18 protein-coding genes and 1 pseudogene are annotated in these 22,620 nt (G+C 72.0%); 9 read left to right on the top strand and 10 right to left on the bottom strand.

Annotated features, from left to right (window positions below; genetic code table 11):
• Positions 1 to 5: 5 nt before the first annotated feature.
• Positions 6 to 680: a beta-glucanase gene (locus tag ACFVGS_RS16785; protein ID WP_384406650.1), complete on the bottom strand. Its 675-nt coding sequence runs from the start codon at positions 678 to 680 to the stop codon at positions 6 to 8.
• A gap of 751 nt (positions 681 to 1,431) precedes the next feature.
• Here ACFVGS_RS16785 and ACFVGS_RS16790 point away from each other — a divergent pair.
• The 5 genes from ACFVGS_RS16790 (at position 1,432) to ACFVGS_RS16810 (ending at position 7,919) form a co-directional block, all read left to right on the top strand.
• Positions 1,432 to 3,018 (top strand): xanthine dehydrogenase small subunit, encoded by a 1,587-nt coding sequence (locus ACFVGS_RS16790; RefSeq protein ID WP_385692848.1) that lies wholly within the window; start codon positions 1,432 to 1,434, stop codon positions 3,016 to 3,018.
• Positions 3,015 to 5,426, top strand: a complete 2,412-nt coding sequence (xdhB, locus tag ACFVGS_RS16795) for a xanthine dehydrogenase molybdopterin binding subunit (RefSeq protein ID WP_385692849.1) — start codon at positions 3,015 to 3,017, stop codon at positions 5,424 to 5,426. Before ACFVGS_RS16790 ends, xdhB begins: the two co-directional genes overlap by 4 nt.
• Position 5,427: 1 nt before the next feature.
• Positions 5,428 to 6,240 carry a xanthine dehydrogenase accessory protein XdhC gene (gene xdhC / locus ACFVGS_RS16800; protein WP_385692929.1) on the top strand — a complete coding sequence of 271 codons (813 nt, stop codon included), beginning with the start codon at positions 5,428 to 5,430 and terminating at the stop codon, positions 6,238 to 6,240.
• A 152-nt stretch (positions 6,241 to 6,392) separates the two neighbouring features.
• Positions 6,393 to 7,667: an NAD(P)/FAD-dependent oxidoreductase gene (locus ACFVGS_RS16805; RefSeq protein WP_385692850.1), complete on the top strand. Its 1,275-nt coding sequence runs from the start codon at positions 6,393 to 6,395 to the stop codon at positions 7,665 to 7,667.
• A 30-nt stretch (positions 7,668 to 7,697) separates the two neighbouring features.
• The gene (locus ACFVGS_RS16810; RefSeq protein WP_384406642.1) at positions 7,698 to 7,919 is read left to right on the top strand and encodes a hypothetical protein; all 222 of its coding nucleotides are present in this window, start codon (positions 7,698 to 7,700) and stop codon (positions 7,917 to 7,919) included.
• Positions 7,920 to 7,977: 58 nt separating this feature from the next.
• Here ACFVGS_RS16810 and ACFVGS_RS16815 read toward each other — a convergent pair whose 3' ends face one another.
• Positions 7,978 to 9,129, bottom strand: coding sequence for a PP2C family protein-serine/threonine phosphatase (locus ACFVGS_RS16815; RefSeq protein ID WP_385692851.1), 1,152 nt, complete (start codon positions 9,127 to 9,129; stop codon positions 7,978 to 7,980).
• Positions 9,130 to 9,370: 241 nt separating this feature from the next.
• On the opposite strand from ACFVGS_RS16815, the gene ACFVGS_RS16820 reads away from it, so the two are divergent.
• Together ACFVGS_RS16820 and ACFVGS_RS16825 are read left to right on the top strand one after the other, a co-directional pair.
• Positions 9,371 to 10,687 carry a phytase gene (locus tag ACFVGS_RS16820; protein WP_385692852.1) on the top strand — a complete coding sequence of 439 codons (1,317 nt, stop codon included), beginning with the start codon at positions 9,371 to 9,373 and terminating at the stop codon, positions 10,685 to 10,687.
• Positions 10,688 to 10,844: 157 nt separating this feature from the next.
• Positions 10,845 to 11,267, top strand: coding sequence for a hypothetical protein (locus tag ACFVGS_RS16825; protein ID WP_384406636.1), 423 nt, complete (start codon positions 10,845 to 10,847; stop codon positions 11,265 to 11,267).
• 17 nt (positions 11,268 to 11,284) lie between these two features.
• Here ACFVGS_RS16825 and ACFVGS_RS16830 read toward each other — a convergent pair whose 3' ends face one another.
• On the bottom strand, positions 11,285 to 11,668 hold the full coding sequence (locus tag ACFVGS_RS16830; protein ID WP_385692853.1) for a VOC family protein: 384 nt from the start codon (positions 11,666 to 11,668) through the stop codon (positions 11,285 to 11,287).
• Between the two features lie 230 nt (positions 11,669 to 11,898).
• Between ACFVGS_RS16830 and ACFVGS_RS16835 the strand changes: the two genes are divergently transcribed.
• Both ACFVGS_RS16835 and ACFVGS_RS16840 read left to right on the top strand, forming a co-directional pair.
• The gene (locus ACFVGS_RS16835) at positions 11,899 to 13,305 is read left to right on the top strand and encodes a DEAD/DEAH box helicase (RefSeq protein ID WP_385692854.1); all 1,407 of its coding nucleotides are present in this window, start codon (positions 11,899 to 11,901) and stop codon (positions 13,303 to 13,305) included.
• Between the two features lie 11 nt (positions 13,306 to 13,316).
• A complete protein-coding gene (locus ACFVGS_RS16840; RefSeq protein WP_385692855.1) occupies positions 13,317 to 13,724 on the top strand; it encodes a hypothetical protein in 408 nt (135 codons plus the stop codon).
• A gap of 385 nt (positions 13,725 to 14,109) precedes the next feature.
• On the opposite strand, the gene ACFVGS_RS16845 is transcribed toward ACFVGS_RS16840, so the two are convergent.
• The 7 genes and pseudogenes from ACFVGS_RS16845 to ACFVGS_RS16875 form a co-directional block, all read right to left on the bottom strand.
• Positions 14,110 to 14,508, bottom strand: coding sequence for a hypothetical protein (locus tag ACFVGS_RS16845; RefSeq protein ID WP_385692856.1), 399 nt, complete (start codon positions 14,506 to 14,508; stop codon positions 14,110 to 14,112).
• A 101-nt stretch (positions 14,509 to 14,609) separates the two neighbouring features.
• Positions 14,610 to 15,296 (bottom strand): SMI1/KNR4 family protein, encoded by a 687-nt coding sequence (locus ACFVGS_RS16850; RefSeq protein ID WP_385692857.1) that lies wholly within the window; start codon positions 15,294 to 15,296, stop codon positions 14,610 to 14,612.
• Between the two features lie 119 nt (positions 15,297 to 15,415).
• On the bottom strand, positions 15,416 to 16,981 hold the full coding sequence (locus ACFVGS_RS16855; RefSeq protein WP_385692858.1) for a phospholipase D-like domain-containing protein: 1,566 nt from the start codon (positions 16,979 to 16,981) through the stop codon (positions 15,416 to 15,418).
• A gap of 246 nt (positions 16,982 to 17,227) precedes the next feature.
• Positions 17,228 to 18,436: a serine hydrolase domain-containing protein gene (locus ACFVGS_RS16860; protein WP_385692859.1), complete on the bottom strand. Its 1,209-nt coding sequence runs from the start codon at positions 18,434 to 18,436 to the stop codon at positions 17,228 to 17,230.
• A gap of 199 nt (positions 18,437 to 18,635) precedes the next feature.
• Entirely contained in the window at positions 18,636 to 19,568 is a 933-nt protein-coding gene (locus ACFVGS_RS16865; RefSeq protein ID WP_385692860.1) for a hypothetical protein, read from the bottom strand.
• A gap of 277 nt (positions 19,569 to 19,845) precedes the next feature.
• Positions 19,846 to 21,570: an acyl-CoA dehydrogenase family protein gene (locus tag ACFVGS_RS16870; protein ID WP_385692861.1), complete on the bottom strand. Its 1,725-nt coding sequence runs from the start codon at positions 21,568 to 21,570 to the stop codon at positions 19,846 to 19,848.
• 382 nt (positions 21,571 to 21,952) lie between these two features.
• Positions 21,953 to 22,510, bottom strand: a pseudogene (locus ACFVGS_RS16875) (PadR family transcriptional regulator); the annotation flags it as partial.
• Positions 22,511 to 22,620 lie beyond the last annotated feature (110 nt).

Consider the following 22,620-nt stretch of genomic DNA (forward strand, 5'->3'; position numbering starts at 1 on the left):
CACCGTCACCCGGTCCGCCGGAACACCCGCAGGTCCTGCACCTCGTAGGACATCTCCGTCGTCGTGTCGTCCGGGGCGGGGTGGTAACGGCCCGCGCAGACCGAGAGGTTGACGATCAGAGCGGCGTGCCACCCGCGTCCGACACCGCGGTCGTCGGCGAAGACCTCCGTGCCGTCGAGCCACCACACCACCGAACGCGCTCCGAACTCGATACGCAGGGCGATCCAGCCGCCCGGCCGGACGTCGGGGGAGCGGTGGTAACGGTGGGTGCCGCGGACGCGGTTGGACAGTTCCAGGAGATCGGGGTTGTCGGGGTGGTACTCGAAGACGTCGACCTCCTGGCCGCCGTCGCGCCAGGTCCAGATCGCCGGCCACGCCCCCGTCTCCTCCGGGAGCCGCACCCGCGCCTCCAGCACGTCCCCGGTGCGTACCTCGAAGCCCTCCGGGCTGCCCTCCGTCGTCAGCAGCCCGGTGTCCCACAGCCCGTCGCGCCGACGGGTCGCCCGGAACACGCCCGTACGGCTGTACGCGGGGTCGTCGACCAGGTGGTCCAGCTTGTTGTCGCCCGGGTTGACCGGCCCTCCGTTCGGATAGGCCCAGCTGCGGCCCGCGACCCACTGCTCGGACGAGCCGAAGTCCGCGGTGAAGACCGGCTCTTCGGCCGGCGGCCAGGTCGGCATGCGCTTCTCCTCACGTCGGGGAACCCGCTCGACGGGGTTGCGGCGGATCACGTACGTCCGAGGTCTCTCCGGCTGTTCTGCCCGCCACCATCGCCCGGATGCGGAATCCCGCACTCCTTGTCGAGAAGTCGCCAAACACCGTCCCTCTGGCAGCCCTCCGCCCGCCCCGCCACCACCCCTGGCGGCGGCTCCGGTTGCTCCTGCTCCACCAGCAGGCGAGACCCTGGCGCGGCCGGTCAGGGGGCTACGGCCGGTCTCTTGACCGATCAGCCCGCCGCGTCGTACTTTCGTGCGCACCGGCTCGTGAGTTGTCGAAAGGAGGCGAAGTCGGATGTCCCTCTTCTCCGACCTGAATCGCCTCGCTCACCGGACCGCCTGGGTTCCGGGCCGTGTAGCGCACGGCTGCTGAGCAGCCTCCTTCTCCCGGTGTGCCGCCCGATGGCGCCACCGGCATTCCTTGATCTCTGTCACCACCCTCGCGGCGCGCCGTGCATGTCGTCCACCTCGTGCACGGCGTCGCGTGCTGATGTGAGTCATGGGTTCTCGCACTCCCGGTCGGCAGACTCCGGGTCGGCGCGCTCCTGGTCCGCGCGCTCCGGGTCGGCGTCCTCCCGATCCGCGTGCTCCGGGGACACGCCCGGGATTCTCCTGACCCCCCATGCGCGCGCCGCGCCACCGCTACAGAAAGCTCCTGAAAAAAAATGGCGACTACGACGATCGGATCGACCGTGCACCGAAATGAGGACATGTCATGGTAGAGGCGCGGGTCACCGTCAACGGGAAGGAAGCGCCGATCTCGCCCGTCGCGCCCCACACGACCGTGCTCGACTTCCTGCGCGAGCGTGGCCTCACCGGCACCAAGGAGGGCTGCGCCGAGGGCGAATGCGGTGCCTGTGCGGTCCTCGTGGCCCGCCCCGGGGTGGACATGCCCACCGACTGGGTCGCGGTCAACGCGTGTCTGGTCCCGGTCGCGGCACTCGACGGGCAGGAGATCGTCACCTCCGAAGGCCTCGCCACCGCCGGCCGGCCCGACGAGCACGGCACTCCGCCCAGGCTGCACCCCGTGCAGGAGGAGATGGCCGTCCGCGGCGGCTCCCAGTGCGGTTACTGCACACCGGGCTTCATCTGCAGCATGGCCGCCGAGTACTACCGCCCCGACCGCTGCGCGCACGCGGATGCGGAGGCACACCCGGACGCGGAAGCGCACGCCGATACGGAGGCGCACGCCCATGCGGAGGCGCATCCGAATACGCACACATCCGCGGCCGACGCCGCGAGCGCCCCCCTCGGCACCCGCTCCGCCGACCCCGAGCACGGCCCGAACGGCTTCGACCTCCACGCACTCAGCGGAAACCTGTGCCGCTGCACCGGCTACCGCCCCATTCGCGACGCCGCCTTCGCCGTCGGCACGCCCACCGCGGACGACGTCCTGGCGCAGCGCCGCGAGCAGGCCCCGCCCGCGCCGGTCGCCACCGCGTACGCCCAGGGCGACAGCGTCTTCCTGCGGCCCGCCACCCTGGCCGAGGCGCTGCACGAGCTGCGCGAACGGCCCGAAGCGGTCGTCGTCGCCGGCAGCACCGACTGGGGCGTCGAGGTCAACATCCGTTCCCGCCGCGCCGGTTGCGTGATCGCCGTCGACCGGCTGCCCGAACTCCGGGACCTGCGCGTCGAGTCCGACCGCATCGAGATCGGCGCGGCGGTGACGCTCACCGAGATCGAGCGCCACCTGGACGGTCGCGTACCGCTGCTGGCCGAGCTGTTCCCGCAGTTCGCCTCCCGGCTCATCCGCAACAGCGCCACCCTCGGCGGCAACCTGGGCACCGGTTCGCCCATCGGCGACACCCCGCCCGTACTGCTCGCGCTGGAGGCGTCGGTGGTGCTCGCCGCACCCGACGGCGAGCGCGAGGTCCCGCTCGCGGACTACTTCACCGGCTACCGGCAGAGCGTGCGCCGCCCGGGCGAGCTGATCCGCTCGGTGCGCATCCCGCTGCCGCTGTCGCCGGTCGTGGCCTTCCACAAGATCGCCAAGCGGCGCTTCGACGACATCTCCAGCGTCGCGGTCGCCTTCGCCCTCGACATCGAGGACGGAATCGTCCGCAAGGCGCGCGTCGGCCTCGGCGGCGTGGCCGCCACCCCGATCCGCGCACTCGCCACCGAGGCGGCCCTGGAGGGCAGGCCCTGGTCGGCGGGGACCGTCGAGGACGCGGCCCGGGTGCTGCGGGCCCAGGGCACGCCCATGGACGACCACCGCGCCAGCGCCGCGTACCGTTCCGCGATGCTCGGCCAGAGCCTGATGAAGACCTACGCACAGACCACCACCGAGGCGGTGTCGTCATGAGTCAGCTGTCCCAGCGCCCCGAGAAGCCCGTCGTCGGCGTCCCGATGCCGCACGAGAGCGCCACCCTGCACGTCACCGGCACCGCGCTCTACACCGACGACCTGGTCCACCGCACCAAGGACGTGCTGCACGCCTACCCGGTCCAGGTCATGAAGGCCCACGGCAGGATCACCGCGCTGCGCACCGAGCCCGCGCTCGCCGTGCCTGGTGTGGTCCGCGTGCTGACCGGTGCCGACGTGCCCGGCGTCAACGACGCCGGCATGAAGCACGACGAGCCGCTGTTCCCCGACGAGGTCATGTTCCACGGCCACGCCGTCGCGTGGGTGCTCGGCGAGACCCTGGAGGCGGCGCGGCTCGGCGCGGCGGCCGTCGAGGTGGAACTCGACGAACTGCCCTCCCTGGTCACGCTGCAGGACGCGATCGCGGCCGGGAGCTTCCACGGCGCACGGCCCGTGATGCTGGCCGGAGACGTCGACGCCGGCTTCGCCGACTCCGCGCACGTGTTCTCCGGAGAGCTGCAGTTCTCCGACCAGGAACACTTCTACCTTGAGACGCACGCGGCGCTCGCCCTCGTCGACGAGGCCGGGCAGGTGTTCGTCCAGAGCAGCACCCAGCATCCCTCGGAGACGCAGGAGATCGTCGCGCACGTGCTCGGCCTGCACAGCCACGAGGTGACCGTGCAGTGCCTGCGGATGGGCGGCGGCTTCGGCGGCAAGGAGATGCAGCCGCACGGCTTCGCGGCCGTCGCCGCGCTCGGCGCCCGGCTGACCGGCCGGCCGGTCCGGGTCCGCCTCAACCGGACCCAGGACCTGACCATGTCCGGGAAGCGGCACGGATTCCACGCCACGTGGAAGATCGGCTTCGACGCCGAGGGACGCATCCAGGCCCTCGACGCCACCCTGACCGCGGACGGCGGCTGGAGCCTCGACCTGTCCGAGCCCGTCGTGGCCCGCGCCCTGTGCCACATCGACAACACCTACTGGATCCCGAACGCGCGCGTCACCGGCCGCATCGCCAGGACCAACAAGGTGTCCAACACCGCCTTCCGCGGCTTCGGCGGCCCGCAGGGCATGCTGGTGATCGAGGACATCATGGGCCGCTGCGCGCCGCTGCTCGGCCTGGACCCGACGGAGCTCCGGGAGCGCAACTTCTACCGGCCGGGCCAGGGCCAGACCACGCCGTACGGACAGCCGGTCACCCACGCCGACCGGATCGCCACCGTCTGGCGGCAGGTCAAGGACGACGCCGGTTTCGCCGACCGCAGGCGCGAGATCGCCGCCTTCAACGCCGCGCACCCGCACACCAAGCGGGCGCTCGCGCTCACCGGCATCAAGTTCGGCATCTCCTTCAACCTCACCGCCTTCAACCAGGGCGGCGCCCTCGTCCTGATCTACAAGGACGGATCGGTCCTCATCAACCACGGCGGCACGGAAATGGGCCAGGGCCTGCACACCAAGATGCTGCAGGTGGCCGCGACCACGCTGGGCATCCCGTTGCACAAGGTACGGCTCGCCCCGACCCGTACCGACAAGGTGCCCAACACGTCCGCGACCGCCGCCAGTGCCGGGGCCGACCTCAACGGCGCCGCCGTGAAGAACGCCTGCGAGCAGCTCCGCGCACGGCTCCTCGACGTCGCCGCCACCCAGCTCGGAGCCGCCGCCTCGGACGTGCGCATCGTCGAGGGCGTCGCGCGCGTCCTCGGCGGCGACCGGGAACTGGCCTGGGACGACCTGGTGCGCACCGCGTACCTCCAGCGCGTCCAGCTGTCGGCGGCCGGCTTCTACCGGACCGAGGGACTGCACTGGGACGCGAAGGCGTTCCGGGGCTCGCCGTTCAAGTACTTCTCCTACGGCGCCGCCGCGACCGAGGTGGAGGTGGACGGCTTCACCGGCGCGTACCGCATCCGCCGGGTCGACATCGTGCACGACGTCGGCGACAGCCTGTCCCCGCTGATCGACATCGGTCAGGTCGAGGGCGGCTTCGTCCAGGGCGCGGGCTGGCTGACGCTCGAGGACCTGCGGTGGGACACCGGCGACGGACCGAACCGCGGGCGGCTGCTGACCCAGGCCGCGAGCACGTACAAGCTGCCGAGCTTCTCGGAGATGCCCGAGGAGTTCAACGTCACGCTGCTCGAGAACGCCACCGAAGAGGGCGCGGTGTACGGCTCCAAGGCGGTGGGCGAGCCCCCGCTGATGCTGGCCTTCTCGGTACGGGAAGCGCTGCGGGAGGCCGCCGCGGCGTTCGGACCCGCCGGGGTCGGTGTGGAACTCGCCTCTCCCGCCACGCCGGAGGCGGTCTACTGGGCCGTCGAAGCGGCCCGTACGGCCGAGGTACGGGGACCGGGCGGCGGCCGGGCACGCGACGGCATCCGGACCCCCGCCGACACCGACGCCCCGCTCCATGCCTGACATGACCTGGGTCGACGCGGTCGCGCGGTTGCGAGCACGCCGGGAGCCCGGCGTGCTGGTGACCGTCGCGACCGTGCGCGGCCACGCGCCCCGCAGGGCCGGTGCCAAGCTCGTCGTGGGGCGGACCGGGACCTGGGGCTCGATCGGCGGCGGCAACATCGAGGCCGTGGCCGTCGACCGGGCCCGCGAACTGACCGGCACGGCCGGCGCGGAACCCGAGCTGATGGAGTTCGCCCTCAACGACAAGGTCACCGGCCGGCACGGCGTGCAGTGCTGCGGCGGAGCCGTCACCGTGCTCCTCGAACCGCTGCCGGTGGTCCCCGCGGTCGCGGTCTTCGGCGTCGGACACGTCGGCCTCGAGCTGGCCCGCATCCTCGCCCGCCACGACCTCGACCTGCACCTGGTCGACAGCCGCCCCGACATGCTCACCGACGAACGGCTCGGCGTCCTGCTCGCCGACGCGGTGGCGCAGGTCCGCGTGCACCACACGCCGCTGCTCCCGGAGGAGGTGCTCGCCGAGCTGGCCCCCGGCACCCACGTCCTGATCATGACCCACGACCACGCCGAGGACGCCGCCCTGTGCGACGCGGCCCTGCGCACCAGCGGCCTCGGCACGATCGGACTGATCGGCTCGGCCGCCAAATGGTCGCGCTTCCGGCAGCGCCTGGCCGCCGAGGGCGGCCACGACGACGCCACCATCGACCGGATCAAGACCCCGATCGGTACGGCCGGGATCACCGGCAAGGAACCCGCCACGATCGCGGTCAGCGTCGCAGCCGACCTGCTCCGGACCTTCGAGCAGGGCGGCGCCTGAGCGGCGCCGGGCCGCGACGACCGCCGGGTGGCGGCTGTCCCGAACACCGTCACCCGGCCTCCGGACCCTTGACAATCCGTCATGCCCCTGACACCAGTTGCACTGCATCACTCCCACGAACGGCACGTGAACCCGAAGGGGACGATCAGCGCATGACCAAGCCCGAGAGCGCGGGACACGACTACGACGTCGTCATCGGCGGAGCGAGCCTCGCCGGCAGCGCCGCGGCGATCCTGCTCGCCCGCCGCGGCGCCCGCGTCGCCCTGCTGGAACGCCGCTCGGACCCCGACGCGTACAAGGTGCTGTGCACCCACTCCCTCACCGCCAACGCCTACCCGGTGCTCGACGAACTCGGCCTCGTCCCCGCCCTGGAAGAGGCGGGAGCCGTGCGCAACGAGGCCCGCTGGTACACCCGTTGGGGCTGGATCGAACCCCGCGCCGCGCCCTCCGGCCCCGAACTCCCCTACGGCTACAACATCCGGCGCAGCACCCTCGACCCGCTCATCAGGTCCCACGCTGCCCGGACGCCCGGCGTCGACCTGCTCCTCGGCCACCAGGTGACCGGACTGCTCCGGGAGAACGGCCGGACCGTGGGAGTGCGGACGAGGACGCCCGAAGGCGACGACCGGGAGATCCGGGCCCGCCTCGTCGTCGGCGCCGACGGCAAGGACTCGGCCGTGGCGAAGTACGCCGAGGTGCCCGTCCGGCGGCACGAGAACGCGCGGTTCGGCTACCTCGCGCACTTCCGCGACCTTCCGCTGCGCGACGGGATCGCCCACGCCTGGTTCCTCGAACCCGACATGGCGTACGCGTTCCCCAACGACGACGGCGTGACGGTCGTCGCGGTCCTCCCGGACAAGAAGCGGCTGCCGGCCTTCCGGGAAGACCTGGAGGGCAGCTTCCTGGACTTCGTCCGCGGCCTGCCCGAAGCGCCCCCCGTCGACTCCGCCGAGCGCGTCACGAAGATCATCGGAACGGTCGACTACCCGCTGCTCACCCGCGAACCGACCGCGCCGGGCCTCGCGCTGGTCGGCGACGCCGCCCTGACGGGCGACCCGTTGTGGGGCGTGGGCTGCGGGTGGGCCCTGCAGTCCGCGCAGTGGCTGGCAGAGGCGGTCGCCTCCGCCGTGACCGGCCACGGCGACCTGGACACCTCGCTCGCGGCGTACGCCCGCACGCACCGCCGCCGGCTGACCGGACACCAGAAGCTGGCCGTCGACTTCGCGAAGACCGCCCGCCCCTTCAACCCCGGCGAACAGCTGATGTTCTCGGCGGCGGCGCGCGACGCGGCGATGGCACGCCACATGTTCCTCTTCGCGTCCCGCCTCATCGGCCCGATGCGCTTCCTCAGCCCCCTCGCCCTCGCCAGGGCGGCCGCCGTCAACCTCAGGCACCGCAGGACGGCCACGGCGTCCCTCCGCGCGTGACCCGGACCGGAGCCGATCGTTCCTCCAGACATGAACAAGATCGTCACTGCCGCCATGCTCACCCTCACCGGCGTCGCCATCGCCGCCCCCGCGCACGCCGGAGGCGTCGGCAACGTCACCGAAGCCCTTCCGCTCGACACCGCCCCCGTCACCAAGACCCTGCCCGTGGACCCGAAGCAGATGAAGCCCGGCGGCGACGGCCTCATCCCCGTCGGCAAGGCCCTCAAGGACCTGCGCGCTGCCAAGCCCTGAGCGCACGGCGGCCGAGGAACCGTCGGGACCACCGGGGCCGTGGGCGTTTTCTTGACCCCTACGGCCCCGCCGCGAGCCGCTCGACCGCGACGAGGGCCGCGTCGTCGCCGAGATGACCGCCCGCGTACGCCTGGAGATCGGCGCGCAGCCCGTCGAGCAAGGTCTGCGGATCGTCCCAGGCACAGGCCGTGAGCCGTTCCGTCAGCGGGTAGAACGCGCGCGAGCGGTCCCGGGCCTCGACGACCCCGTCCGTGTACAGCAGCAGCACGTCCCCGACGCCGAAGGGGAAGGTCTCCACCGTCACGTCGGGGGACAGGACGTCGGACAGACCCAGCGGAGGGCTCGCCCCGGCCGCGTCGAGCGAGATCACCCGGCCCTCTCTGAGGAGCAGCGGCGGCGGGTGACCGCAGTTCACGAACCGGACCACCGGCTCACCGTCGGGGATGTCCAGGACGACCGCGGTGACGAAGGCCTCGTCCGTGTGGTCGTCCACCTCCTCGGCACCCGGTCCCGCACCTGGGCCCGCCCCCGTCGCACCGTTGACCTCGGCCGAACCGACGCCCGCCTCCAGGTGCCTGACCAGCTCCGGCAGCTCCCGCTCCCGCCCGGCCGTGACCCGGAAGGCGCCCAGGACCAGCGACGCCTCGCTGATCGCGTCTAGCCCCTTGCCCCTGGCGTCGCCGATCAGCAGCCGGGTCCCCGACGCCGTACGGGCCGCCGCGTACAGATCGCCTCCCATCTGCGCCTCCTCCTCGGCCGCCAGGTAGACCGAGGCGATGCGCAGCGGCCCGGCCCGGTGGGGGAGCGGTCGCAGGACGACGCTCTGGGCGGCGTGGGCGATGGAGCGCAGCCGCGTCACCCTGCCCTCGTCCCGCTCGCGCAGATGGGCGAAGAAGGTCGCGATGACCGAGATCAGGACCAGCGCGACGATCTGGTAGGTGTGGTTGAGATCCGTGAGGCTCGTCCGCGCGACCGCCACCACCGACTGGGCGAGAACCGCGACCGCCCCCACGAACGCCGTCATCCGCGGCCCCGCGAACGAAGCCGTCACCGCGGGCGCGGCGATCAGGAACGGCCCGAGGTGGACCTCGGGAGGCACCAGGACGTCCACCACCGTCACCGCCGCGATCAGCACGAAGGGCACGGCCGGCAGCAGCTTTCCGCCACGCCGGGTGAGGCGGGGGAAGAAGGCGCTTCGGTGGGGGTCCATGCGAAAGGCATACCTCAGGCGGCCGGGCATGTCCCGTTGCCGGGCTCACGGCGCGGCACGTCACCGCCCGCCCGGTTGAGGCCCCGGGAGCTCGCCCGGGTGGAGCCCGCGGCCGGGCCGTCGCGAGCGAGCGGCAGGGCGAGGGTTCAAGGGCCGTTCACCCTCGCGTACGAACCAGGTCGCCGGTCACTCGAAGATCACTCGTAGGTTCACCGCGACCACACTCTTACCGAGGAGTAACGTGAGCGCATTCGCTCTCAGCACGCTGACCGCGTTGACCACCGCGTTCGCCCTGACGACCGGCCCCGCGGCGCCTGTGACCCTCACCGCCACGGTGGAGACCCCCGCCGTCTACGACGACGAGGCGGGCGGCAACGCCGACGCCGACGACCCGGCCGTCTGGGTCGACCCCGCGAACCGGGGTCGCAGCATCGTGATCGGCACGCTGAAGGAGGCCGGCCTGGACGTCTACGGGCTCGACGGCCGCCGCCTCCAGCACGTCGCCGCGCCCCAAGCCCCCGGAGAGGACGCCAAGCCGGGCCGCTTCAACAACGTCGACATCGTCTACGGCTTCGAGCTGGGCGGCCGCAAGACGGACCTCGCCCTCGTCAGCGACCGCGGCCGCGACCGCGTCCGCGCCTACGCGATCGACCCGCGCGCCGTCGCCGAGGGCCGGCCGCCGCTGAGGGACGTTACCGACCCCGCCGCGCCGCCGGTCTTCGCCGCCGACGAGGCCGAGGTGGACGACCAGCGCACCTCCTACGGCCTGGCCGCCTTCAGCGACGACGACGAGGCCTACGTGGTGGTGTCGCGACGCGAGGAGACCCGCCTGCGGCTGCTGCGTCTGAAGGACCGCGACGGGCGCGTCGGCTACGGCACCGAGGACACCCTCGACCTGCCCACCACCTTCACCCTGCCGAACGGCCAGGACTGGACGCCCTGCGCGGACCCCGGCGAACGGCCCCAGGTCGAGGGCATGGCCGTCGACCAGGAGGAGCACGTGCTGTACGCCGCGCAGGAGCGCGTCGGCCTGTGGCGCATCGACCTGGACGACGCGGAGTTCGAGGACCCCCAGCTGGTCGACCGCGTCCGCGAGTACGGCACGCCCTGGACGTACGACGCCGAGGAGGAGGAATGCGTCCTCGACACTGCCGGCGACCCCGGCTTCGGCGGTGAGCACCTGAGCGCCGACGCCGAGGGCGTCACGGTCTACCACGCGCAGGACGGCACCGGGTACGTCCTCGCCTCCAGCCAGGGCGACAACACCTTCGCCGTGTACGAGCGCGACGGGGACAACGACTACGTCGGCTCTTTCCGCCTCGCCGACGGCGCGGTCGACGGGGTGCAGCACTCCGACGGCTCCACGGTGGTCAACGTGCCCCTGGGCCGGGCCTTCCCGAAGGGCATGCTGGTCACCCACGACGGCGAGGCCGCGCCTGCCGACGGCGACCGCGAAGGCACCGACTTCAAGTTCGTCCGGTGGGACGCCGTCGCCGGCGCGTTTCCCGAGCGGCTGACGGTCGACACGGAGTCGTTCGACCCGCGCGACGCGGACTGACGCCCGTACACCACCGCATCAGGTGCCGAGCCCGGCCCGTCGAATATCGCTGCCGTTCTCGACCGGGCCGTGCTTGGCTGTGGGGGGACGCGACGACGCTGGTACGGGACGGGGAGGAGCCCGCCGGGGGGCGGGCGACTTCAGCTGGGGGGCGCTGATGATGTTCGGGTACTCCGACGAGTGGTGGGTGCTGCTGCTCTTTCCGGCGGTGCTGTGGGTGTTGTTCGGGCCGTTCACCATGCTGCTGCTGGGGGTGTGGTGCGGCTCCGGGCCCGGTCCGCGACGCCGGTGGTGGTCGGTGCTGGTCCCGCTGTACCCGGTGGTGACGTCGGCGATCGTCATGATCTTCCCGCTGAGCCGATGGGAGCGCCCGGTGCGGGTGGACGGCGCGAAGGAGCTGCCGCCCCACCTGGCCGACTTCCTCGGCTACCTGGCGGTGTACGTCGGGGCCATCACGGTGCTGCCCTGGCTGCTCGGCTACGGCATCACGCGCCTGGTGCGATGGGTACGAGCCCGCCGACGCGGCCCGGTCGAGCCGCACGGCGCGGAGCACACGGGGGCGGAGCCGCGGGGGACGTAACCGCGTGGATTCGGACGTCAGAGGCTCATGGCGGCCCGGTCGGAGTCGCTGCGGAGCACGCAGAACTCGTTGCCCTCGGGGTCGGCGAGGACCGCCCAGCCCGAGCCGTCGTCGTTGCGGAGGTCGTTCACGAGGGTGGCGCCGAGCCCGAGGAGCCGCTCCACCTCCTGATCCCGTGAGGTGTCAGGGCGGAGGCACAGGTGGATCCGGTTCTTGGTCGTCTTCGTCTCGGGTACCTGGTTGAAGTACAGAACGGGGCCCTCGCCCAGCAGCACCTGGGTCTCCCGGTCACCGGGTGCGCTGTCCGGATCGAGCGGACGGCCGGTCACCGCGCTCCAGAAGCGGGCCAGCTCGTAGGGGTCCGCACAGTCGATCGCCACGTTCTGCAGTACCGAGATCATGCGGGCCAGCCTTCCCGACTTCCTCTCCCAGCGCCAGAGCCACCGTGCCGCGCTCTGCCCGGCGCATCGCGCCGAGCCGGCCGTACAGCCGGGGGCGCCGTACGCGAGCACGCCCCCTGGCCCTGACCGGCCAGGACACCGCTCGCCGCAGCATGATCCAGGGGATTCGACCGGCCGAGCCCCGCCGTGTTTTCCTTGGTGGGCATCCCCTCGACGAAGGCACGGCACCCATGAACCCCTCGGCCCGTACGGGAGATCTCACCGGCCTCGCCGATCTCACCGGCGACACCGGCACATCCCCGCTCCCGGCCGCGGAGCGCTTCGACGACATGGAGCTGCCCGGAGCGGTCCTGACGACACTGGCCCGCCAAGGCGTCACAGCCCCGTTCCCGATCCAGGCCGCCACCCTGCCCAGCGCCCTCGCGGGCCGTGACGTGCTCGGCCGGGGACGTACGGGTTCCGGCAAGACCCTCGCGTTCGGGCTCCCGCTCCTCGCGCGCACGGCCGGCCGGCGCGCCGACGCGAAGAAGCCGCTCGCCCTGATCCTCGTCCCGACGCGCGAGCTGGCCCAGCAGGTGTCCGAGGAGCTCGCTCCGTACGCGCAGGCCCTGAAACTGCGCCTCGCCACGGTCGTCGGCGGCCTGCAGTCGGGCCGGCAGGCGGGCGAGCTGCGGGCCGGGGCCGAGGTCCTCGTCGCCACCCCGGGCCGCCTCAGGGACCTCGTGGAACGCAGGGCCTGCCGCCTGGACCAGGTGGACATCGCGGTCCTCGACGAGGCCGACCAGATGGCCGACATGGGGTTCCTGCCCCAGGTGACCGAACTGCTCGACCAGGTGCGGCCCGGCGGCCAGCGGATGCTGTTCTCGGCCACGCTGGACCAGGACGTCGAACTCCTGGTCCGCCGGTACCTGCGCGACCCGGTGGTCCACGCCGCCGACCCCGCCGGGGAGACCGGCTCCACCGTCGAGCACCACGTGCTCCACGTCCACGGTGCCGACAAATTCGCCACCGCCACGGAGATCGCCGCGAGGGACGGGCGGGTGATCATGTTCCTGGACACCAAGCACGCCGTCGACCGCTTCACCCGGCACCTCGTGGCCAGCGGCGTACGGGCCGCCGCCCTGCACGGCGGCAAGTCCCAGCCCCAGCGCACCGACACCCTTGACCGTTTCAGGAGCGGGGCGGTCGACGTCCTGGTGGCGACGAACGTCGCGGCCCGCGGCATCCACGTCGACGCCCTCGACCTCGTCGTCAACGTCGACCCGCCCACCGACCCCAAGGACTACCTCCACCGCGGCGGCCGCACGGCACGGGCCGGGGCCTCGGGAAGCGTCGTCACCCTGGTCCTGCCCGACCAGCGCCGCGACATGGCGCGACTCCTCACGGACGCGGGCATCCGCCCCAGGATCACCAGGACCCACCCCGGCGACCCCGAACTGCGCCGCATCACCGGAGCCAGGACCCCCTCCGTCACCCCCGACGGCGCGGGCCGCGACCGCCGCGGCAACGCCCCCTTCCGCGGCATGGGCACCGTGCCCGGAAAACCCGGCCGCGCCAAGAACGAGTCCCGCAAGTCCGCCGAGGCCCGCCGCACGGCCGAAGCCCGCAAGGCCGCCCGCGTACGGCGCGGCGCGTAGCCGGCGCAGCGGTGGACCTATCCGATGAGGGCCGGCCGCTCGATCCCGTCTGGCTTGAGCTCGACGACAACGTGTACGGCAGCCTGGCCCAGGACGCGAGTGCCTCGTCGCTGGCCGAGCGGTTCGTCGGTTCCGGCTGGAGCTCCAGATCGATGTCGTGGGACTCGTACGAGGTCGAGACCGGCTGGTGCCGCCTGGAGATCGACCCGACGGAGGAGGACACGCTCCTCCACGGAGTGGTCGATCCTGCCCGGTTCGAGGACCTGGCAGCGCTGGTGACCCGGTTCGGCCTGCGGTTCAGCCTCGAGCTCTACGACGAGGACGGGGAACTGCTGAGGACCGCCGAAGCGGCAGCCCCGTCGGCGCCTGAAGACGCGGCTCCGCGGTTTCTCGGTCGGCTGTTGCTCCCTAAGCCTTGATCGGCGCGGCCGTTCTGACGGTCTGCTCGATCTTCGCGCGATAGGCCGCACGGGCTCACGCGTCGATCTGCAGATCCGTACGTGCTCCGCAACGACTGGCACAGCCGGGGCCTGGTCATGGCGGTGAACCCGGCCACCTGGCAGGGGCGTGTAGGCCTGCGGGTTACGGTCATCCAGGGAGGACGGTCCTGCGCGCTGGAGGCCGCCAGATGAAGGCATCGGCGATTTCGCGCCGGAGTGGGTCCTCCCGCCACGTATCAGTGATGTCGGTCCAGTTGTGGAGGAAGGCCTCGCTCACTGCCTTTTGCTCGCGGCCATAGACGAGATCGAAGCAGTAGACGTTCCTGGGGCGCTGGGTCGTCGAGCGGGTGACCGCTCACCTCGGTCAAGCCTCGTAGGGCCAGACCGTGACGTTGTCGGCTGCCACGCGGACCTCGACCCACGACCCGTCGACACCGTCCGGCAGGGGCGGGTCGGCAAGATCGAACAGGATCACCGATCCGCCCACGTCCAGGACCGCCACTCCGTCCGCGTCGAGACTCAGCCGTCCTCGAAAGACGATGCGGCCACCGTCTTCCCGCAGTTCAGGCCTTCCATCAGTGCATGGTCGGGTGTTCTCCGTCCAGACGATGTCCTCATCCACGGTCCACTCGACGTGATGGTCTCGCCCCACAGCCTGGGGCGTCCCCTGCCAGAGCACCTCGGCAGTGCCCACTGCCGAGTGCACTCGGACGAACATGGCCCCCTGCTGGGCCCGCTGCACTGCCTCTACCTTGACCAACACTCAGCCATCATCCTCGATTGGCCTGACGAACACCTTCGCCAGGACAAACGCCTTTTGGGCGTCGTTCCTTTTGGCGCGATCATTCGCTGCCGACGAGCGGATCAGCTCGGGGGGACTGCCAGATCGAGCAGCGGCAACCCCCAGGGTTCCACGGCTCCCGTGCAGTACTCCGCGAGGAACTGGACTGCGCCGCCTTCGTAGTGCCACCACGCCCCGCCGCGAGAAGCGACGGTGACGACCCAGTCCTGCGGAGTCGGCCCTGTCGTGCTCCACATGAACTTGTCGCTGTCGCACGACTCGCTCCAGGGGAGCAGCCCACCGGGAGCGGGGTGGGTGAGGAAGCCGAGACGGGGTTCCAGCCAGGCTTGGGCGAGCACGTCGAGGGTGTCACGTGTGCCTTGCAGAATGCTGTCCTCCATGCCCGGTTCAGGAAGCCGGACCAGGAGGAAGCCACCGATGTCGAAGGTCGGGTACCACTCCGCGAGGTACTTGAAATCCGAGGGAAGTGGGGTGCCCAGGCCCTGCTCGAACCCGATCCAGTCGATCACTGCCCGCGCCGGCCGCCGCAGGTCGGTCAGTCCAGGGACAGCACGCTCCAGCAGCGCGAGAGCCTCCTCCGGATCGGTGATGCGGCGCAGCGGCGTCTGTGTGCTGACCAGGTCGTTGCCATCCATGCGTCGCAGCGTGCCACACGCATCCGAGGTGTCGACGGGCGGGCTCACCAGATGGCGGCTGACGGGCGGCTGGTGGTGGGGTTCGGCGAAGATCTTGCGCTTCTGGCGCCACATCCGCCTGCCTGAGCAGACATGCGGTCAGGCAGGCGCGCCACCGGCGTCGCAGCCGTGGAGGGCGCCGGGCCTTGTACCTCGGGCCGGCGTACGGGCCGGCCCGAGGTGTCGGAGGGGTGTCAGGGCTGGCAGACGCCGCGCTCGTAGTCGTACGTCGCAGTCGCCTGCGAGTACTTCCACTGCGGGGCGAGCAGCCCGTCCGTCAGCTGGCGTGCGGCGGTGGGGCTTTCGATCACGTAGCCGAAGTCCTGGAGGCCGGAGGGGTACAGGTTCTTCGAGCCGATGTAGAAGGCCGAGTCGTCCACCGAGACCAGCTTGTGGTGCTGGGCGTACGGCTTGCCGTCCGCCCACGTCGGCTTGTCCGAGGCGCGGAAGGACGCCAGCTGGAGGTTCCGGCACATCGCGGCCCTCGCCTTCGGCTCGTCACCGGTCAGGGCCTTGAGGCGGCCTCGCAGGGCGTCGCTCACCTCGGACAGCGACTTGATCTGCGAGTAGCCGTCGCTGCCGAGGGCGCCCCGGTTGGCCGGGTCGCTGACGACGATGCGTACCTTCACGCCTGCGGCGAGTTTCGCGGCGAGGGTGTCGTAGAGCCGGATGTCGTAGCGGGGCAGCGGCGGGCAGGTGGCGTTCAGGTCCTGCTGTGAGATCTCGATGTGCTCGGTCGCGCTCGCGACCAGTGCCCGCAGGGCGCTCTCCTCCGGGTTGACCGTGTCGTAGTCGCGGTCCGCGTTGGTGTAGTCGTGGACCCCGAACCCGCAGGTGGTGTCGGAGGCCGTCGGCAGGACGGGCTTGAACGACGAGGACGGGTCGTTCTTCCGGATGCCGACACCGAGGCCGCCCACCGCAAGAGCGGGGATGTCGCCTCCGTCGGCAGGGGCGGCGGGGCGGGGCAGCGTGGGCATGCATCCCGCACCGTTGGAGGAGGCGAACCAGACGGTGGTCCAGCTGCTCTTGTTGCGGCACGTCCAGTCCCACAGCGTGTCGAGGTAGCGGCCGGCGGAGCCCGCCGCCGGGCCGGACAGCGCGAGGTCGACGTCGTTCACCGGGTGGGAGGTGTCGAGGTAGTCGTCCTTCCAGCTGTTGATGCCGCCGGTGATCACCGAACTCCCGTCCACCACCACCAGCTTGGAGTGGTTCCAGGAGAAGCCCGTCTTCGACGTCGTCATCGAGGCCACGTTGAGGGTGACGCTCGCCGCCGCGGGGCCGAGCTTCTTCACCAGCTCGTCGCGGTACGAGGACGGAATCACGTTGGCGTGGTAGACCGGCGCGGCGCCGACCAGGATGCGGACCTGGAGCCGGTTGCCCTTCTGCGTCGCCTCCTTCAGGCCCGCCACGATCGCGTCCTGAAAGCCGCCGTTGGGGAACGGTGCCAGCGTGGATATCTCCACGCTGTGCCGGGCGTTCGCGATGTCCTCGCGGACCTTCTCCAGCAGGCGCCGGGAGCCCGCGCGGTCGGCGCAGGTGGGATCGCCCCAGCAGCCGGGCGTCTGGAGCAGCCAGTCCGAGGCGCCAGGAGCGGATGCGCCCAGCCGGTTGCCCGCCGTGCGCTCCCAGACGGAGCCCTCCAGGCCCGGCGAGACCTGACGCAGGGTCTGTTCCACCGCGTCCAGGTGCGGGGTGGGAGCGTCGGCGGCGGCCGGAGCGGCGGACAGCAGGAGGGCGGAGAGGGCGAGGGGAAGGGCCATCGTGCGGATGGTGCGGCTTGCCAATGTGGTTCCTAGGTTGGGGGGTGGCGCGGGCCGACGGCTCCGTGAAGGGCCTCGACCTTGATCAACTCCCGCAAGTTACCAGCGCGTAGGCGCCTGTTCACCCCAGCCCGGGCTAATTTCAGCCGTTATCGCTGGCCCGCTGGCCCGCTGGCCCGCTGGCCCGCTGGCCCGCTGGCCCGGCTGCCCTTTCGCGCCCGGCCGTTTGCCCGCGCCCGGCCCTCCTCAGGGCCGCCCGTGCTCCAGCAAGGCACACACGAACTTCTCCTCGGTCGCCCGCAGCCGGGCGAGCAGCGCCGGGTCGAGCGGGACCTGGCTGGTCACGGAGACCGTGACCGTGCGCCTGCCGTCGGGAGTCGCCGCGGCGAACTGGGTGTAGCCAGGGGTGTTGCCGGTGTGGCCGAGGACGGTCCCGCATCGGGTGTCGTACCGGAACAACGCGAGCCCGGCCGAGTTGGTCCCGGGACCGGCGGGCTCGGAGGCGCCGCCCGGCAGGAAGTCCTGCTGGGCACGGCGGGTGGCCGGGGTCAGCAGCCCGGGGCCCGCGTAGCCGCCGATGAAGGCGGAGAGGTCGGCCGGGGTCGAGACGATGCCGCCCGAGGCCCAGGCGCCGGACGCGCTGACCGCCTCGCTGACGTCCTCCGGCGGCTCACCCGGGGCCGTGCCGTAGCCGTGCAGGTACGGGCGGGGCAGCCGGTAGCCCTGCGGCAGGCTGGTCTCGCGAAGGCCGAGCGGCCGGTAGACCAGTTCGCGCAGCAGCGACTCGTACGGCCGTCCCGTGGCCTGCTCGGCCATCAGGGCGACCGCGATGTTGTCCGAGTTCGAATAGGCGTAGCGGCTTCCCGGCGTGAAGGCGAGGCCCTGGTCGGCCACGAAATCCAGCAGCCGGCGGGACTCGAAGTGGTGCCGGGGATCGGCGCGGACGATGTCCTGGAACGCCTTGCTCCGGCTGAAGTCCGGAAGACCGCTGGTGTGCTGGAGGAGCTGGCGCAGGGTCACCGCGTGCCAGGCCACGGGGAGGTGGGGAAGCCGCTCGCCGATCGTCTCGTGGAGCGCCAGCGCACGCCGGTCCACGAGACTGAGGGCCACCGCCCCGCTGAACGCCTTGGCCGCACTCGCGATGCGCATGTGGTCCCCGGCCCGCGGCGGGCGCCCGGTCCCCACCTCGGCCGTGCCGGCCCGGTAGACCCGCCGCATGCCGTCCCAGGTGAGCACGGCGATCGCTCCGGGCGGCCCGCCCGGCGCGGCGACCAGCTCGGCCAGGGCGCGCCGAAGCGCCTCGTCGTGAGGGCCATGGCCGACGGGCGGAGGTCCGCCGGCGACGCCGGGCGCCGCCGCCGTACCGGTCAGCACGGCCCCGGCCACCACGGCCGCGGCGACCGCTCGCCGGACGACACGCCGACGAGTGCGGGCTCCGAGGGCGGAAACGGGCACGTCTTGCCTCCTCAGGTGCGGCGATGAACGCCCGCAGGTGCGACAGGCGGTCCGACGCCCAGCATCGGCCACCCCGCCCACGCCCGCTGCTCCGGCGCGCGATCCGTGCGCCATCTGGCCGTAGAGCGCTCCTCTCCGACCAGCCACGCCGACCAGCCACGCCGCCCAGCCGGCACGACCGTGCGCGCACGGAGGACGCTCAGGAGGGGGGCCATTCCCGGTCGGCCGTCACCTCGCGAGCGGTACGACGCCACTGGTCCTCCCCGCCGGGCAGGGGCCAGGCCCAGGTCGGCTGCGCCACGGTGTTCAGGTCGTGGAGCAGGCGGGCGAGCTGGGGGCCGGCGGTGTCGGCGCCGTCCGGCACGGTGGGGCCGTGGACGGCCCGGAGCCGCGCGAAGCGCGCCAGTTCGCCTTCGTAGGAGGCCACGGCCTCGTCGGTCCGCTCGGCCAGGACGTCGCGCGGCACCGTGCGGTGCAACTGCAGCAACGGGGGCTCGACGGATTCGGCGACCGCCGCGGCGAGCCGCGCGTGACCGTCCAGAATCAGATGACAGTCCAGGCCGCTCACCCACCACAGGAGAACGGGTGGGAGCGTCCCTTCACGGGCCTGCTTGCGGTACGCCTTGACCCGGCTGTCCTGGGCGCCTGGCATGGGCCGCAGCGGCAGGACCTCCCACGAAGTGGCATGGAAGAACCAGTCGAGGTAGCCCTCGGGATGGCCGTCGACCAGCATCGAGCCCCAGTACTCGGCATGAGATTCGCCGGCGTGGCGCCAGTGCTGGAGCGGGCTCTCGCACGAGAGCAGCCATCGGCCCTCGTGCAACGGGCTCTCCGGCGAGTCGGCCAGGTACTGCGCGAAGCGATGCGCCCACCGCTGACGGCTGCCGGCCAGGGCGCGCGCCACATCGGCGCGCAACGGCGGGACGAAGGAGCGGTACTCCTCCGTGCGCCAGAAATCCACGCCGTCGAGCTGCTCGTCGACGACGGCGAGCAGCACGGGCCGCGACTGCTGGGAGATCAGCAGTCGCGATCCGGCACTGAACACGCACAGCCCGGGCCGGGGCCGGCCCCGTACGTCCAGGGACAGCCCGACCCATGTGCCGTCGTCCCGCCTGACATCGCTGCGCTGCATGTCAGGACCATACGACGGCTGCTCAGGCACCCGCCCGGTCGGCGCCGAGCCCGCGGCGACGCCGAGCCCCGCCCTGGCGCCGGCCTGCGACGTCGAGCCCGCCGAGGCGCCCGGTCCGGCCGAGGCGCCCGGTCCGGCCGAGGCGCCCGGTCCGGCCGCGACGCCCGGTCCGGCCGCGACGCCCATCCCCGCCGTGCCGCCGGCCCTCAGCGACGAGCCCGCAGCTCAGCGCCCCGCAGCTCAGCGTGCCGCAGCGGGGCGCCGGGCCTGGGGTGGCTCAGGGAGCCATCTCGTACGTCCCCGAAAGGGCTTCGACCCGCTGCCACACGCGCGCCGAGCGCGCCTCGTCGACCACGGGCCGTCGGACGGCGCCGAGCGCCCAGAGCTGCTGCTGCTCGGTCGCGGAGTCCTTGCCGTGCAGCTCGACGGCGTACGCCGAGAAGTCCCGTACGAGGACGGCGAAGAGCTCGTCGAGCACGTCCTCGTCGAGGCCGGTGAGCGCGGCCTGCTCCAGGACCAGCTGACCGTGGACGACGAGCGCGAAGAGCTGGCCGACGGCGAGGAGCAGGTCCAGGTCGCGGCTCTGCTCCTCGTCCGGAGCGGCCTTGAGCACGAACTCGCAGAGCGCGTCGGCCTGTTCGCGGAAGCGGCTCACGTTCGCCAGGTGCGCGTACGCGTCGAAGGCCGGCCGCCAGTCGTGGAAGCGGACGGAGCCGAGGCCGCGGGCCGGGCCCTGCCGGAAGAGGAAGTCGTCGTCGGCCGCGTCGAGACGGGTGGGGACGGGCTCGTACGCGACCGGGTCGAGCAGGTGGTTGCGCATGAACTTGAGGATCAGGGCGAGGTTGACGTGGACCGTGCCCTCGAGCTTGGGCAGTCCGCGGATCTCCACGGCCGCCTGGGCGAAGTAGTTGTCCTTCTCGAAGCCCTTGGCGGCGATGACGTCCCACATCAGGTCGATGACCTTCTCGCCCTCCGTCGTCACCTTCATCTTCGTCATCGGGTTGAAGAGGAGGTAGCGGCGGTCGTCGGGCCCCGCGGTCCGGAAGTAGTCGACGGCGCGGTCGCTGAACGCCTTCATGCCGACGAGCCGGACGTACGCGTCGGTCAGCTCCCGCCGCACGTGCGGGAAGGCGGTGACCGGCCGGCCGTACAGGATGCGGTTCTGCGCATGGGTGACGGCCTCGTACATCGCGTGCTCGCAGATGCCGATCGAGGCGGTGCAGAGGTTGAACTTGCCGACGTTGACGGTGTTGAGGGCGGCGTCGAAGGCGGCGCGACCGGTGTGCAGCACGTCCTCGGCGGCGACGGGGTAGTCCTCGAGGTGGAACTCGCTGACGAACTTCGAGGAGTCGACGACGTTCTTGACGAGGTGGTAGGCCGGGTGGCGGCTGTCGGCGGCGAAGAAGACGTAGCCGTCGGGGCCTTCGACGTCGGTGCGGCGGCCGAAGACGGAGACGAGGCCGGCCGCGTTGCCGTTGCCGATGTAGTACTTGGAGCCGGTGGCGCGGAAGCCGCCGGTGCCGTCCGGTTCCAGGAGCATGTCGGTGGAGTAGATGTCGGCACCGTGCGACTTCTCGGAGAGCCCGAAGGCGAACACCTCTCCCTGGGAGAGGAGTTCGGCGGCGCGGGCGCGGGCGGCCGCGTTGTCGCTCTGCCAGACCGGCCCGAGCCCGAGGATGGTGACCTGCCAGGCGTACCAGTAGTCGAGGCCGTAGAAGCCGAGGATCTCGTTGAGGGCGGCGATGCGGGCGGTGTCCCAGCGCTTGTCACCCTCCGACTCCCCGGCGGCGGAGGCGGGCGTGAGGAAGGTCGCGAAGAGGCCTTCCTCGGCGGCGAAGGCGAGGAAGTCGCCGAGCCAGGCCCGGGTCCGGTAGTCCTCGATGATCCGGCGCTTGCCGCGCGCTTCGAACCAGTCGACGGTGGCGCGCAGGAGCCGGCGCGTCTCCGGGTCGAAGTGCGCCGGGTCGTAGGTGTGCGGGTTGAACAGCAGCGGGTCGGCCATGACGTCCGCCTTTCCGGATCGGGATGAGGGTGGTGATGCTGGAGGTGGGTTCGGCGCCCCGGGGGTTCGGTTCCAGCCGTGCATTGCCCGGGTTCGGCGCCCGGGTTGGGCGCCTGGGTGCGTCGCCCGAGCCCGGCGGCCTCGGTCCGGGCCGCCACGGCCGGCGCCCGGGTTCGGGGTCCGGGGCCAGGGCCCTCGCTCCGGCGGCTGGGTTCGGCCTTGGGGGCGCTCGTGGTCAGTGCTCGTGCTTGGCGCTTGGGGTCGCAGGCTCGGTATTTGGGGCCGCAGGCTCAGTGCTTGGGGCCGTGGGCTCCGTGCCGACCTCGGATCCGTCTCCGAGCTCGTCCCCGACCTCGTGCCCGGACTCGTGCCCGGGCTCAGGGCCCGGTCCGAACCGGGCGAGGGTGGAGAGGACGTCGTCGAGCCAGTCGATCATCATCCGCTCGTACGCGATGCCACCGCGCAGCACGACGTGCTGGAGCTCGCGTTCGGCGTCGGGAGGGCCGTCGTCCGCGACCGGCGGTGCTCCGAAGTCGCGTGCCTCGCCCGCGAGGTAGTGGGCGAGGCGGTCCTGGTGTGCCTGCCGGTGCCGTTCGACCTCATCGATGAGGGAGGCGGGGTCGTCGAAGGCGGCGCCCCGGATCTTCACGGCGAGATCGTGCCGTACGCTCTCGGGCTCGATCGGCGCGCCCAGCCACGCGGAGAGCGCGTCCCGTCCGGCGGCGGCGACGGAGTACTCCTTCTTGTCCGGCCGTCCGAACTGCGGCACGTCGCGGACGTCGACCCAGCCGTCGGCCTCCATGCGCTTGAGCACGCGGTAGATCTGCTGGTGGGTGGCGGTCCAGAAATACCCGATGGACCGCTCGAAGCGCCGGGCCAGCTCATATCCGGATCCGGGCTTCTCGAGCAGGGACACGAGGATCGCGTGGTCGAGCGCCATGCCCCCGATCTTGCTATGCACCTTGTTGCATAGCAAGCCCGTCCGGATGAGACACGACTCACCTCTGGCGCGGCACCAGTGCTGGTGCGTCCGGCCGGCCGCCGGAGCGG

The sequence above is a fragment of the Streptomyces sp. NPDC127114 genome (assembly GCF_042677525.1).
Lineage (GTDB): Bacteria > Actinomycetota > Actinomycetes > Streptomycetales > Streptomycetaceae > Streptomyces.